The organism is Candidatus Polarisedimenticolia bacterium, assembly GCA_035764505.1.
GTDB lineage: Bacteria > Acidobacteriota > Polarisedimenticolia > Gp22-AA2 > AA152 > AA152.
This window is the reverse complement of sequence record DASTZC010000152.1, coordinates 1-13293: the sequence shown is the minus strand read 5'-3', so window position 1 is coordinate 13293 and position 13293 is coordinate 1. Positions and strand designations below refer to the sequence as shown.

Sequence of the window (13293 nt, the reverse complement as noted above, 5' to 3'; positions counted from 1 at the left end):
GGGAGGCGGCGGCTCCGGCGTCGCGGTCGACAAGTCGACCGTCAAGCGCACCTACATGAAGATGGGGACAGGCGGGGTGGCGCTCGGAATCGGGGCCCAGAAGTACGAAGTGATCATGTTCTTCGAGAACAAGGAAGCCTTCGACAGCTTCATCACCAAAGGGTGGAAGGCCGAGGCGGGAGCCAATGCCTCCGCGGGGACCAAGGGAGCCAATGCCGGCACCACCTTCAGCAACGGCATCGCGGTCTACCAGATCACCGAGAAGGGGCTGATGGCCTCTGCCGACATCTCGGGGACGAAGTATTCGGTCGATAAGAAGCTCAACACCGAGTAGCCCCCGGCCCGCCACCTGGTGTCGTGTACCAGGAATCGCGTTACATTCGGCCGCCGATCCATCCCGCCTCGCTGCGTTGCGTCTCGCTTACGTACCGCTTTGGGTACGCGGCGCTTCGACGCGCCTTGCGATCCGGGCGGCTCGACGGCCTCGGTGTTAACTCGATTTCTGGTACGCAACACTAGAGTGCAGGCGGCGGGAAATAGTTCGAAGGATTGGGCCGGTCGGCGGTCTCTTATTGGGTGGAGCCTCCGGATAAGGGCCAGTCAGCCCGGAGGCAGGATTTCGTTCCTCCAGGAGGACCCGACATGACAGGACCGATCCGCCCTAGACACGTTCTTCTCATGGGATTGGTGGTGCTGGCTCTTGCGTCGCCGTCGGGGGCAGCAGCTCCCCCACGGTTCGAGACAGCCAGGATTTACATCGAGTTCAACCAGACCGACAACGATCTCGGCTTCCACGTCGCCCTGGACGCCGAGGAGTGGAAGTCGATGCAGATCGTCAATCCGGGCGGCGTCACCATCTTCACCGCGACGGGCAAAGGACCTTATGGAAGGCCTGGCCTCGGCCTGTCCGAGATGTTCTTCGAGGGGTCGGAGCCATCGCTCGACGACGTGCCCCTCGCGACGCTTCTGTCCCTGTTCCCCGAAGGCAAGTACAAGTTCGTCGGCACGATGGCCGACGGCACGAAGCTGACCGCTACCTCGGTCTTCTCGCACGCCGTGCCTGACGGACCGGTGGTCTCCACCGAGGTGAGCGGCGGCTCCGTGGTCATACGCTGGCAGCCGGTCACGGGCCCGCCACCCGGGTTTCCCAACGAGAAGATCAGCATCGTCGGGTATCAGGTGCTCGTCGATCCCTTCGAAGTGACCCTTCCGGCCTCCGCCACCCAGGTGACCCTTCCTCCCGAGTTCGTGGATTCGCTGCAGGCGGGGTCGCACGGGTTCGAGGTCCTATCCATCGACGCGAGCGGCAACCAGACGATCACCGCGGGGTCGTTCACAACCCCCTAGTGTTGCGTATCAGAAATCGAGTTAACATCGCGATCCCGATTTCTCCGATCGGCTCGAGGCGGTCCGGGCGCACCCATGGCGCTGCCTACCGGGACTTCGGCTTCTCGACAGGGGAAGTTAGCGGAATCTCCAGGACCGGCTGGAGCGGCGGCAGGTGTGGGCCCGATTCGCGCCGGAGGGTGAAGGTGTCGAGGAGGCTGCCGTCCCGGCGGATGGCCGAGATGGTCATGTATCTTCCGGCCACGGTCACGCGCAAGGTCTCCTTCGAGATGGCCCGGAACGCCGACCATTCGGGCGGATCTCCGGCAAATGTATAGAGCTTCTCCCCTCCGCCTCCGGTGACCACGTAAACGGGACTGTCCGGATCGTCGTAGCTTTCCCGGGACACCCTACCACTCGCGCTGACCGGCCAGGTTCGCTCGTACAGGTGATCGTGCCCGCCGATGACCAGTGACACACCGAACTGGTCGAAGATCGGCGACCATACCTTCCGGCCATCCATCCAGCTCCCATGAGCCCCGGAGCTGAAGGGGGGAAAGTGAAAGAAGACGACTCTCCAGGGGTGCAGAGGATCGTGCGCGCTGCGCTCCAGATCCGCGACGAGCCACTCCGTCTCATCGTCCGGGGGAGGGCCGTAAACCTCTCCGCTGTCCAGGCTGATGACGTGGAGGCTTCCGTAGTCGAAGCTGTAATAGCGCTCGTTGTTGGGAAGCTCGAGCCGGGCAAGGTAGGAGGCGAGCCCCAAAGGGGCCTCGTGCTCGTGGTTCCCGAGAGCCGTCATGTAGGGCGCTTTCGCCGCGAGCGGCTCGATCATCTCGAAAAACGCGTTCCACCGCCACGGGTGCTCCCAGGCATAGCTCAAGTCACCCGCGTGCAGCACGAACTCCGGGTCGGCCTGCTTCATCCGAAGCACACTGTCCTCCGCCGCCAGGTCGACGCCCGTGTCGGCGGTCGCGGCGAAGGTGAGGGGTGAGGGATCGCCGCCGCGGACCCTGAACCCGAGGGCCGAGGACCAGCCGCTCCGATTGCAGCCGACGAAGTAGGCGTACTCGCCCTCGGGAAGGAGGCCCAGGCGCGCCGTGTGAAGATAAAGCCCGGGATCGTCCGCGAGCGGCGCCTGGGTCGATTCGGCGATCCTCGGTTCGGCTTGGGATCTCAGGCGGAAGACCACCTGGGAATCGGACGCGGGGGTGTTGGTAACCCAGGTGACGGTCAGGTCCCGGCCTATAGGGCCTGACCAGCTCAGATGGATCTGTTGTGGTCGGCCGATCCCGCTGCCCGGCAGAAAGCTGGCGGGGATAACCGCGAAAGGAAGCGCCAGAACGAAGTAGCGAATGCCGATGCGAGAAACTGGCGATCCAGCCACGCAGGAACCTCGACGCCGAACAGGCGACTGGTGGGCTTGTTTGTTCCCCAATGAATGATGGGGCCGTGCAGTCTCGATGGAGATTTGACGCGTATGCTATCACTCTTAATGCTCTAGTAGCAATGAACATCCATCAATACTGCGGCTCTTGCGGACTGGACTTCTAGGGGCCCGGTTTCCTGGAGGGAGGTGCCTTGTGTGCCAGCTCTTCGGAGAAGTTCAGGAGCACCTGCACACTGTCCTTGGGCGCCTGCTCCGGCTGGTCCTGGGTTCCAGACCTCAGCACCACGGCGAAGCTCTTTCCGTCAGGCGCCAGCGTGTAAGGGTAGTTGCCGCCTACGAAGGCCAGGCTTTTCTCGGACCACCTTCGAGGCCGGCCCGCGCTGAAAGAAGCTCCGGTCGTGCTGCAGTCGACGACATTGATGCGGGCCTCGCCATCCAGGAAGTACAAACGTCTTCCATCGGGCGACCAGAGCGGCCGCGTCCCACCGCCGGTGGAGACCTGCACCCGCTCTCCCGGTCCTGGGAACGGACGAACGTAGACCTCGTAACCCCCCGACTCGTTCGAGAAGTAGGCCAGCCAGCGGCCATCGGGTGAAAAAGCCGGGCCATCGGCAAAGGAGTCGCCGCTCAGGAACAGCTCCGGACGTCCGGATCGGGGATGATCGCGGTCCCCCTCGATCGGCACGGTCCAGATCTCGCAGCGCTCGGAGCCATTCTTGTACGACGAATAGGCGAGGCGCTTGCCGTCCGGCGAGAAGGAATAGGGCGACAGGAAATCCCCCCCCATCTCCATCAGGCGCTGCGGCTCCCCGGTCCCGTCGTAGCGAACCCAGTAAATCCCCTGCGCATCGTGGCCGTAGGAGAAGAAGACGATGCCCTGGCCATCGGGAGTCCAGACGGGGATATTGTTGCGACCCGGAAGGCGCGTGAGCCGTGAGAGGGTCTCCCGCCCCAGATCCTTGATCCAGATGTCGCCGTGCAGCGGACCGCTCGCCATCTCGAAGGCAAGCCGCTTCCCGTCGGGCGACAGTGAAGGACTCTCGTAGAGCGCATGCAACATGTGCAGCGGGCGGGACTGCCCCGAGGCATCGAGCCATTGGATCTCGTAGTCGAAGGTCGGCCCCTGGCTGCTGGCGTAAACGGCATCTCCCGTCTGCGAGAAGGCAAAATCGGCCCCTCCCCCGAGGCCGACATTGACCCCCTCGAGCACCGGCTGGGGCGACCCCTCCATCTCCAGACGGCTCAGATCGAAGGGAGCCGCCAGCATGGTGTCCTGATGGAAATAGAGAAGATGTCCGCTGGGGAAATACCTGCCGTAATCACCGCTGCGACTGATGGCCTTGCGGGTGCCGTCGACGAGCGACAGGACGGTGATCTCCGGATCCAGCCGGCCGCGCGGACCATAGACGGTGAAGAGCACCGCGCGGCTGCCCGGCAGCACCTGGGGCCAGGCATGCTCGGTCTCGCCCTTCTGCCGGTCCACGCGGGTCAGCACCTCCGGCTTGCCTCCAGCCGAAGGGACGCGCACCAGTCCGGTCGTCCCGTTGTTGAAGCTTGCGACGATCTGGCCGTCGTCTCCCCAGCTCATGCCTCGGAACGAATTCGGAACATCGCACAGCGTGACGGGCGAGCCGCCCTGCAACGGGATCTTCCTGAGCTTGCCTCCGCTCTCACCGGCGACGGCGACCGCCAGCCACTGGCCATCCGGCGAGAAAGCCGGCCCATATCCGGTTTCGCCGGGGACGCGCACGAAATCGCTCTGGCCCAGCGTCCGCGTGATCGTATAGCGCACGAACTCGCCCCCCAGGTCGGTCTCCATCGTCACGATGCGCGAGCCGTCCGGCGACATCGCCAGCTGCGCGCCCAGATGGCGATCGATGATCATTCCGGGCGGCAGCTCGGCGCTCAATCGCATCAAGGGGCGCATGCGGTCGGGTTGGCCGCCCGGACTTCGTATCAGAGTGACCGCAATTGCGGCACCGACGGCGAGGATGGCCAGACTCCAGGCGATCCACACCGAGGCCTTTCGGGGCGATGGCGACCCGGCCGCGGTCTGCGGGACCGATTCCGCGGCCCACTTCAGCTCGATCAGCAGGTCGCGCGCCGACTGCCAGCGGTCGTCGGGACTCTTCGCCAGGCAGACGGCGATGATGTGCTGGAGCGCCGGCGGCGCGGTCGGCTGCAGTGTCCGCATCGGCTCCGGCTCCTTCTCGAGGATGGCGGAGGCGACGCTGATGGAGTGCTTCCCGGTGAAAGCACGGCGTCCCGTCGCCATCTCGTAGAGCATCGATCCGAAGGAGAAGATGTCGCTGCGCGCGTCGACTTCCTTCCCCTCGACCTGCTCGGGCGACATGTAGGGAGCCGTGCCGATGACGGCCCCCTCCCGCGTGAGCGGCGCAGCCCGCGTGGGCTCCTCCGACATGGCAGCCTCGGGCCGGGACTCGGAGGCCGGACGGGCCAATCCAAAGTCGAGCAGCTTGGCCCCGCCGCGCGTGAGCATCACGTTTCCCGGCTTGAGGTCGCGGTGGATGATCCCGTTCTCATGCGCCGTGTCGAGGGCCCCCGCCAGCTCCAGCGAGCAGCGCCAGAGCTGGGCGAGCGTCAGCGGCCCCTTGCGCAGCCGCTCCTCCAGGGTCTCTCCCTCCAGGTACTCCATGACGAGGAAGTCGAGGCCGTCCTGATGGCCGACATCGAACAAGACGCAGATGTGAGGATGATTCAGCTTCGAGACGGCGCGCGCCTCGCGCTCCAGACGCTGGCGCCGCATCGGGTCGGCCATCACCGGCTCGGGAAGGACCTTGATGGCAACGGTCCGATCGAGCCGGGTGTCCCGGGCGCGGTAGACTTCACCCATGCCGCCGGCGCCGGCCGTGGCGAGGATTTCGTAAGGTCCCAACCTCGTGCCAGGAGCGAGGGCCATGTCATCCGCTCGAATGCATATCGGGAAAGGACTCGCAGCGGGCTGCACTATACGCTGAAAGGCATCGGGACAGGCAAATTGCCTGCCCGGGATGAACATGAAGATGTGTTGACGGTTCGGGCGCTGTCGGTGGCATAATCCCCGGAAATCCAGCTCGAACGCCCTGCTCGTGCGAGAGCGGCCTGCCGGAAGCCGCCGCACCATGGAGGGAAGGCCATGACCACTGCCCGGGCCGTGCTTCGCCGTTTCCGGTTCCTGGTCTCTATCGCGGGGTTCCTTGCCGCGGGCCCTGCCATCCCTGCCGCTCCGCCCACCTTTGCCACCCGGCATGTGATCAATGCCTTCGTGAACGGCCTGTTGCCGTTCGACGTGCGCACGGAGGACGTGGATCGGGACGGCGACCTGGACATCTACACGGCGAATTACAGCGGCAGGGTCTCCTGGTTCGAGAACGACGGCGCCCATCCACCGGGCCCATGGGTGGAGCACATCCTCACCGAATTCGCCGACGGGGTCGAAGCGGCCGTGGCGGCCCGGGTGGACGGCGACGCCGACATCGATTTTTTCACCGCGGCGTTCAATCGCGACGAGATCGCCTGGTACGAGAACTTCGGAGACAACCAGACCTGGACACTGCGGTCGATTACCTTCGAGGTTCCGCTGGCGGTGGATGTATGGGCAGCCGACCTCGACCGGGATGGAGACCAGGACGCCATTTCGGCCTCCGGCTTCGACAGCAAGATCACCTGGTACGAGAACATGGGGGCCAACTCCTGGTTCTCGCACCTCATCGGGACCTCCGGCGAGTCGGTCGAAGCCTCCGACCTCGACCAGGATGGCGACCTCGATGTCCTAGGAGGCCTGGCCTGGTTCGAGAGCGACGGCGGGTCTCCGCCGTCCTTCACCAGCCACATCGTCGCCGGCAGCCCCATGATCGCCAATGCCGTCGCCGTCCTGGACGTGGATCGCGACGGCGACCCGGACGTGCTTTCAGCCGGCCAGGACAGCGACACGATCGCCTGGCACGAGAACGACGGCGGTCTGCCGCCACGCTTCACCACGCGCATCGTCACGACCTCGGCCGATTTCGCCACGGGAGTCTACGGTGCCGACCTCGACGGCGACGCCGATGTCGACCTTCTGTCATCTTCCTTCTTCGACGACACGGTGGCCTGGTTCGAAAACGATGGAGCCATCCCTCCTTCCTTTATCCGGCACACAATCTCCACCTCCGCCGACGGCGCCCGATCGGTCTTCGCGGCCGACGTCGACGAGGACGGAGACATGGACGTCCTCTCGGCCAGCCAGAACAATGCGCAGGTCGTCTGGCACGTGAACGATGCGAACTTTGCCGACATCGACTTCGACGGGTTGCGCGACGAGCTCGATTGCGCACCCGCCAACGGCACGGCGTTCGTCATCCCGCGCGAAGTCAGCGGCGTGCGGTTTCGCTCCGGCACACTGCTGGACTGGAACAGCTCCGTTGTCGGGTCGGGCAGCGGCGCACGCTACGACGTCGTGCAGGGAACGCTGCCGCACCTCTCGGCGGGAACGGGCTCCTCGGAGGTCTGCCTGGCCAACGATGCGTCGGAGAGGAGCCTGACCGACGGCTTGATCCCCGCTCTCGGGACAGGTTTCTACTATGTTGTCAGAGCAACCAACGACTGCGGGACCGGTACCTTCGGCTCGGCGTCATCGGGGGTTCCCCGGCCCATCGCGTCTTGCCCATAGCGCCGCGCGGATCGTGCATCGGAGCCGACGGATCCCTGCCCTCGCCGTTTTGTCCATCCGCGCGATGTTCCAATCTCCAGCTTAGGGCAGGAGCCGGCCGGGACTCCGACTGCTCCTGCCCCGTTCCCCCGGTCGGGCCGACGAAGCCCCCGGGTTCGTGCAAGGGTACTTCCGGCAGGAGTCGACCTCTCGCCGGTTTCGGACGCCAACACCGCATCTGGTTGTACAAAAAGCATGTCGGCGAGATTCGAGTCGGGAACGACCCGGTTCTTCCAGCTATGCTGCAATTGACACTCTGAGGAGCGGAATTCCCGTTGCCAGGGAACCTTTTCTCCGGCCCTGCCGTATTCCCTGGGTGTCCGGGCGTGGCGTGTGCCGGACCCAACAGACTCGAGATAACGATTCAAGACAAGGAGTGCCTTCATGGACAATCAGTGCAGGCGATGGATAACGCTCGCGCTTGCCCTGCCCATACTTTTCGTGAGCCTCGCGCTCGCCGGCGCCGAGGTTGAAGAGATCGGCAAGCAGCCGGTCGAGATCGATTTCCGCTCCGGCGGCATCCTCAAGATGGACCTCTGCTCGAGCGGCGCGAAGATCGTCGGTGTGGACAAGGACCGGCTTCGCGTCGCCTATGACTCGAAGAAGGACATGAGCAGGGTCAGCGTTCGGGTGAAAGCCTCCGGCTCCGAGGCCATGGTGGAAATCGACAATTGTCCGCACGAAGACTTCCACATCACGATCGAGGTCCCTCGCACGACCGAGCTTTACATCCGCATGGCGGCCGGCCAGCTCGATATCGATGACGTGACCGGGAGCAAGGACCTGAAGATGCACGCCGGCGAGATGAATGTCGAGCTGGGCAAGACGGAGGACTACGCCTCGGTCGAGGCGTCCGTCATGACCGGCGAAGTCGATGCTCCTCCCTACAAGGTCAACAAGGGTGGTCTCTTCCGTTCCTTCGAGCGCAAGGGTCCCGGCCGCTATCGGCTGAGCGCCCATGTCGGCGCGGGCCAGCTGAGCTTGCATTGACCGGGTCAAGGGGGACGCTCCCAGGGCACGGAACCACGCCGCGGGTCCTTCTCGCCTTCGGCCGCGATGCTCGCGTCGATCTGAAATATGCGTTGCGCCTGTTCGCGCGACAGCCCGCCATCCTCCTTCTCACGATCCTTGGCCTTTCCCTCGGATTGGGGATTGCGACGGCAGCGTTCAGCATCATGAATGCCGCGCTGCGCGGCGAAGGGCTCGTGGACCCCGGCCGCGCGCCCGGTGTATTGCGCGCGACCGATCGCTCGCTGTCGACCTCCTGGAGCTACGACGAGTTCCTGCGGCTCCGCGAAGGCGCAACGCGAATGCAGGTCGAAGCGGTGCTCACCGATACGGCGCCGGCGCGAGCCGGAACGGGCGAGGCGGCCGCGAGTCCGGCTGGAGTGGCCTTCGTCAGCGGAGGGTTTTTCGCCGCGACCGGCGGGGGGATGTCGCTCGGCCGCTCCCTCGCCGTAGCCGACGAGCAGCAGACAGGTCCGCCCCCCATCGTCGTAAGCCACGTCTTCTGGAGCACCGTGCTGAATCGAGACCCCGGCGTCATCGGCCGGCCGATCCGGATCGGCCGGACCGAGGCAAGGGTCGTCGGCGTCGCGAAGTCCGGCTTCACCCTGCCGAGCAACCGCCAGATCTGGATGCCCTTGACCAGCTACGGCGCGGTGTACGACGCCGCGCCTCTCAAGCGCACACCCGACATGGGGGTCCAGGTCTTTGGACGGTTGTTGCCCGGGGCCACCCTCCCGGATGCCGAGGCGCAGCTCAGCGGAGTCGCCGCCGGACTACCGCGAGTCCCGGCGGCCGGTGAGCGGGCGCTCCGGGTGAAGCTGGCGACCGACGCGGGGCTGGGGCGCGTGTCATCGTCGGATACCCTCGAGATCACCCTGATGGTGTTCGGAGTGATCGTTCTCGTGCTTCTGCTCGCCTGCGCCAACGTCGCGACCGTCCTCGTTTCGACCGCCATCACCCGCGACCGCGAGATGGCGGTGCGAGCGGCCCTGGGCGCCAGCCGCGGGCGCATCCTCCGGCAGCTGGTCACGGAGAGCCTGGCGATGGGAGGAATTGCCGCGGCCCTCGGCCTGCTGTTCGCCCACTGGGCCATCCCGATCATCGGTACCATGATCGAAGCGCCGGCGGGCACCGACCTGTCGCCCAGCCTCGCGGTCTACCGGTTCCTGGGAATCGTGACGGTGCTCTCGGGCGTGGTGGCGGGACTGGCGCCGGCATGGCACAGCCGCGGCTCGGATCTCGTCACCCCGCTCAAAGGGGCCGGGCCGGCCCAGGGGCGCGTGCCGCCCTGGCGCCTGCGCTCCCTGCTGGTCATGACGCAGGCGGCCGTCTCGGTGCTCCTGCTCGTAGTGGCGACGCTGTTCATGCGAGCCACCGTCCGTGCGGGAGCCATCGATGTCGGCTTCGATGCCGCCGGACTCTATGCGGTCGACGCGGGTCTTGGCGATCCCTTCGGGGACGAAGCGGCCCGTGCCAGGAACCGGAGCTTCTGGGCGCGCGCGATTCCCGATCTGCAGGCCGTCCCGGGCATCGCGTCGGTCGCGCTCTCCGAGATGACTCCGTTCGGGGGCCTCACTCGGACCTCGATCACGCGCGGCGATGCGGCGCACATCGTCGATATCCACCGCGCGCAGTCCACCTACTTCGAGACGATGGGATTGAGAATCGTGGCCGGAAGGGCCTTCACCCGCGACGAAGTCGCGGGCGGGGCTCCCGTCGCCCTCGTCAGCCAGTCCCTCGCGCGCGCCTTCTGGCACGGACAGTCGCCGCTCGGCCGGATGCTGCCCGCCGAAATCCCGCTGCAGGAATCAGCCCGACCCGTCGTCATCGGGGTCGTGGCCGACGCGATCATGGCACGGCTGCATGAGCGCGGCACCTTCGCGCTCTATCAGCCGCTCGATGCCGAAAGCGAAGGATTCGCGCAGCTCCTGATCCGGACCGCGCCCGGGGCGACGCACGTCGTCGAGCGCGCGCGCCAGCGCCTGCTCGCCGTCGATCCGCTATCCGAGGTCCGCATCGCGGGCATCGAATCCCGGCTCGAGCAGGAGGCGGGACGCCCCCGCATGCTGGCGACGCTGACCGGCTTCATCGGAGTCGTCGCCATCGTCTTGTGCGTCATCGGATTGTACGGCTTGACCGCCTCGGTGGTACTCCAGCGCACGCGCGAAATGGGCGTGCGCGCCGCGCTGGGCGCGGCCCCCGGCAGTCTCCTGCGCCTGCTGCTGTGGGACAGCCTGCGGCCGATCGTCGCTGGACTGGCGATAGGGGCCGCGACGGCCCTGCTGGCCGGCCGCGTGGTTGCCGCCGCAGTGTTCTTCGGCGTGTCGCCGCAGGATCCGATGGCCCTGGCGGGGGCCGCTCTGGCTCTTCTCGCCTCGGCCGCCCTCGCGGTATGGGTCCCCACGCGCCGTGCCGCGGCCGTCGATGCGGCGGTCGTCCTTCGGCAGTCATAACGGGAGCGGCCGCTGCCTCGCAGTCCGTTCCGCCGGACGCCCGCGGATCAGAAGACCCAGCCACTCCTAATCGGCAACCTCAATGTCAGTTGTCCTCGAGAGTGACCGGTCACACCTCAAAGCTGGGTCATTCCGCCATCGATGATCAGCTCGGTCCCGAGGATGTAAGCCGACGCCGGGGAAGTCAGATAGAGCACCGCGTTGGCGATGTCGTCCGGATTCCCGAAGCGCTTCAGAGGGACCTGGCTGACGATATATTCCTTCGTCTGGCGCAGCTGCTCCTCCGGGAGGCCCATTCTCTCGAGGATCGGCGTCTGGATCGGTCCGGGGCTCACGACGTTGACCCGGATGCCGCGATCCAACAGATCGGCGGACAGGGTTTTCGCCAGGCTCACGACGGCCGCCTTCGAGGCGCCGTAGACGGTCGATCCCGGCATCCCGATGTGCGCGCTGATGGAAGCGTTCAGAACCACCCCGGCTCCTTTGGCCAGGAGAGGGACCGCCTTCTGGACCGTGAAGAAGAGACCCTTCACATTCGTATCCATGATGCTGTCGTAGAACTCCTCGGTGACCTGCTCGAGCGGCACGAAGCGGCCGATGCCGGCATTGACGAACAGGGCGTCGATCCGGTCGAAACGCTCCCGGATCTGCTGCATGGCCGAATCGATCTCGCCCAGGCGTGACATGTCCGCCTTGATCGCCAGGGAGTCGGGACCCAGCTCCTGACGGGCCGCCTCGAGCGTCGCCTGATTGCGGCCGGTGATGGCGACCTTGGCCCCTTCGCGGGCGAAGGCCTTCGCCGTGGCGAGCCCGATACCGCTGTTGCCGCCGGTCACCAATGCCACCTTGCCTTCGAAAACTCGCGCCATCGTCCTCTCCTTTTCAGTTGTGGCCGGATAGACACCTTCGATGCATGAGCGGGAAACCCGATTCGAGACGGGCCCTATTCCTGACCCCGAAGCTTTTCGCTCGCAGGCGAGGCAGGAAGAGATTTGCCGTCCTTCGCGCGTCGCCGGGCCGTCTCAACGCTCGGACTGGACGTGCGCCTCGACCATCCACAGGTCCTTGTCCACCTGGCGCGAGATTTCGGTGAGGATGTCGGCGGTGTCCTTGTCGCCGACCTCGTCCACCTTGTCGATCGACTGGCGGACCGTCGATCCGAACCAGGCCAGGCTGCGCGACAATGCCTCGATGTGATCGTGCCCGCTCGCAATCGTCAGCGAGTACTCGGGCAGCTGTGATTGTTTCGCGACGACCCGGGCGGTCCCCTCCGCCGTCCCGCCCAGCTGCAGGATGCGCTCGGCGATCAGGTCGGCGTGCTCTCCGGCGTTCTCATACACCTTGTCGAACAGCTCGTGCAGGGCGATGAACGCCGGCCCCTTGACGTTCCAGTGCGCCTGCTTGGCGTGGGTGACGAGATCGATCGCCTCCGCGAGCCTCTCCTGGAGGAGCGCCGCCACCTGGATGCGGACTTTCTCGGATAGATCGTTCTTGGTCCTGTGCATGGTGTTCTCCTGGAAGTATGGGTCCGGCCGGCTGCGCCCTTGCGGGAAGCACGAGCGCGCGGTCGAGACGAACAAGCCTGAGATGGAAGAAGACGGGGAGACTCTATCATGCGCGCCAGGAAGTGGCGACGCCCTCCGGCGGGTGGGTTTGTTGCCGGCAGCCGCACGCCGCGCGTATGCTTTGAGGTCTCCGAAACAGAAACGCCAAACCAGCGGGTGACGCATGGCACAGGACAACCAGGCCGAATCCGACGCCTTCCCCGCCCTGACCGACGGGCAGATCGCGCGGATCGGGCCGTTCACCAGCTCTCGCGATCTGAGCGACGGCGAGAGCCTGTGGGAGGCCGGGGACCGTGACCGTCCCCTGTATGTCGTCGTGCAGGGAGAAATCGAGATCCTGTCGGGTGCCGATCACATGGTGACGGTGCACCGGGTGGGTGCCTTCACGGGGGACGTGGATCTTCTGTCGGGGAGGCCGGTGGTGGTGCGGGCCCGCGCCCGGGGCGCCACACGCGTCCTCGAGCTGCCCGCCACCCGGTTGCGCGCGATGATCCAGACCGACGCCGAGCTGAGCGAAATCTTCCTGCGCGCCTTCATGATGCGCCGTGTCCTGCTGATGGCGCAGGGCGGCGGGAACATCGTGCTGATTGGCTCGCGGCATTCCGCCGGCACCCTCGCCTTGCAGGAGTTCCTCACCCGCAACAGCCAGCCCTACGGCTATCTCGACGTCGAGAAGGACACGGCGGTCCAGGAAACTCTCGACCGGTTCAAGGTGACGGTCGAGGACGTTCCGGTCCTGATTTGCCGTGGCCGGTACGTGATGCGCAAGCCGACCATCGAGGAGGTCGCCCGCTGCCTGGGTCTGGATACGCTCAACGAGACGGCGGTGCGCGACCTCGTGATCATCGGGGCGGGACCGGC

The 13293-nt window shown here is 65.9% G+C and carries 10 protein-coding genes; 6 read left to right on the top strand and 4 right to left on the bottom strand.

The features are described 5' to 3' along the window. Positions 1 to 334 (top strand): YSC84-related protein (locus VFW45_10425; protein ID HEU5181201.1); only part of this gene is annotated, 334 nt, incomplete at its 5' end. A 308-nt stretch (positions 335 to 642) separates the two neighbouring features. Then, positions 643 to 1347 carry a hypothetical protein gene (locus VFW45_10420; protein ID HEU5181200.1) on the top strand — a complete coding sequence of 235 codons (705 nt, stop codon included), beginning with the start codon at positions 643 to 645 and terminating at the stop codon, positions 1345 to 1347. Between the two features lie 85 nt (positions 1348 to 1432). Here VFW45_10420 and VFW45_10415 read toward each other — a convergent pair whose 3' ends face one another. Both VFW45_10415 and VFW45_10410 read right to left on the bottom strand, forming a co-directional pair. Then, complete coding sequence (locus VFW45_10415; GenBank protein ID HEU5181199.1) at positions 1433 to 2713, bottom strand: metallophosphoesterase family protein; 1281 nt, start codon at positions 2711 to 2713, stop codon at positions 1433 to 1435. 163 nt (positions 2714 to 2876) lie between these two features. Further along, positions 2877 to 5636 (bottom strand): protein kinase, encoded by a 2760-nt coding sequence (locus VFW45_10410; GenBank protein HEU5181198.1) that lies wholly within the window; start codon positions 5634 to 5636, stop codon positions 2877 to 2879. Between the two features lie 216 nt (positions 5637 to 5852). Here VFW45_10410 and VFW45_10405 point away from each other — a divergent pair, with 216 nt between their 5' ends. The 3 genes from VFW45_10405 to VFW45_10395 all read left to right on the top strand — a co-directional run bounded on the left by VFW45_10405 (position 5853) and on the right by VFW45_10395 (position 10867). Further along, positions 5853 to 7367: a VCBS repeat-containing protein gene (locus tag VFW45_10405; protein HEU5181197.1), complete on the top strand. Its 1515-nt coding sequence runs from the start codon at positions 5853 to 5855 to the stop codon at positions 7365 to 7367. A gap of 423 nt (positions 7368 to 7790) precedes the next feature. Beyond that, positions 7791 to 8396 (top strand): hypothetical protein, encoded by a 606-nt coding sequence (locus VFW45_10400; GenBank protein ID HEU5181196.1) that lies wholly within the window; start codon positions 7791 to 7793, stop codon positions 8394 to 8396. Continuing rightward, positions 8393 to 10867 carry an ABC transporter permease gene (locus VFW45_10395; protein HEU5181195.1) on the top strand — a complete coding sequence of 825 codons (2475 nt, stop codon included), beginning with the start codon at positions 8393 to 8395 and terminating at the stop codon, positions 10865 to 10867. The genes VFW45_10400 and VFW45_10395 overlap by 4 nt, the downstream gene beginning before the upstream one ends. A gap of 116 nt (positions 10868 to 10983) precedes the next feature. On the opposite strand, the gene VFW45_10390 is transcribed toward VFW45_10395, so the two are convergent. Both VFW45_10390 and dps read right to left on the bottom strand, forming a co-directional pair. Continuing rightward, a complete protein-coding gene (locus VFW45_10390) occupies positions 10984 to 11736 on the bottom strand; it encodes an SDR family oxidoreductase (GenBank protein HEU5181194.1) in 753 nt (250 codons plus the stop codon). A gap of 153 nt (positions 11737 to 11889) precedes the next feature. Next, positions 11890 to 12372: a DNA starvation/stationary phase protection protein Dps gene (gene dps, locus VFW45_10385; GenBank protein HEU5181193.1), complete on the bottom strand. Its 483-nt coding sequence runs from the start codon at positions 12370 to 12372 to the stop codon at positions 11890 to 11892. Positions 12373 to 12595: 223 nt separating this feature from the next. Here dps and VFW45_10380 point away from each other — a divergent pair. After that, positions 12596 to 13293, top strand: a 698-nt coding sequence (locus VFW45_10380; GenBank protein HEU5181192.1) for a cyclic nucleotide-binding domain-containing protein, incomplete at its 3' end; no start/stop codon positions are given.

What these genes read in the sequence shown, in the direction of transcription:
- VFW45_10420 (HEU5181200.1), top strand. Translation starts at nt 643, where the DNA reads ATGACAGGACCGATCCGCCCTAGACACGTTCTTCTCATGGGATTGGTG.
- VFW45_10410 (HEU5181198.1), bottom strand. Translation starts at nt 5,636, where the DNA reads ATGGCCCTCGCTCCTGGCACGAGGTTGGGACCTTACGAAATCCTCGCC.
- VFW45_10405 (HEU5181197.1), top strand. Translation starts at nt 5,853, where the DNA reads ATGACCACTGCCCGGGCCGTGCTTCGCCGTTTCCGGTTCCTGGTCTCT.
- VFW45_10400 (HEU5181196.1), top strand. Translation starts at nt 7,791, where the DNA reads ATGGACAATCAGTGCAGGCGATGGATAACGCTCGCGCTTGCCCTGCCC.
- VFW45_10390 (HEU5181194.1), bottom strand. Translation starts at nt 11,736, where the DNA reads ATGGCGCGAGTTTTCGAAGGCAAGGTGGCATTGGTGACCGGCGGCAAC.
- dps (HEU5181193.1), bottom strand. Translation starts at nt 12,372, where the DNA reads ATGCACAGGACCAAGAACGATCTATCCGAGAAAGTCCGCATCCAGGTG.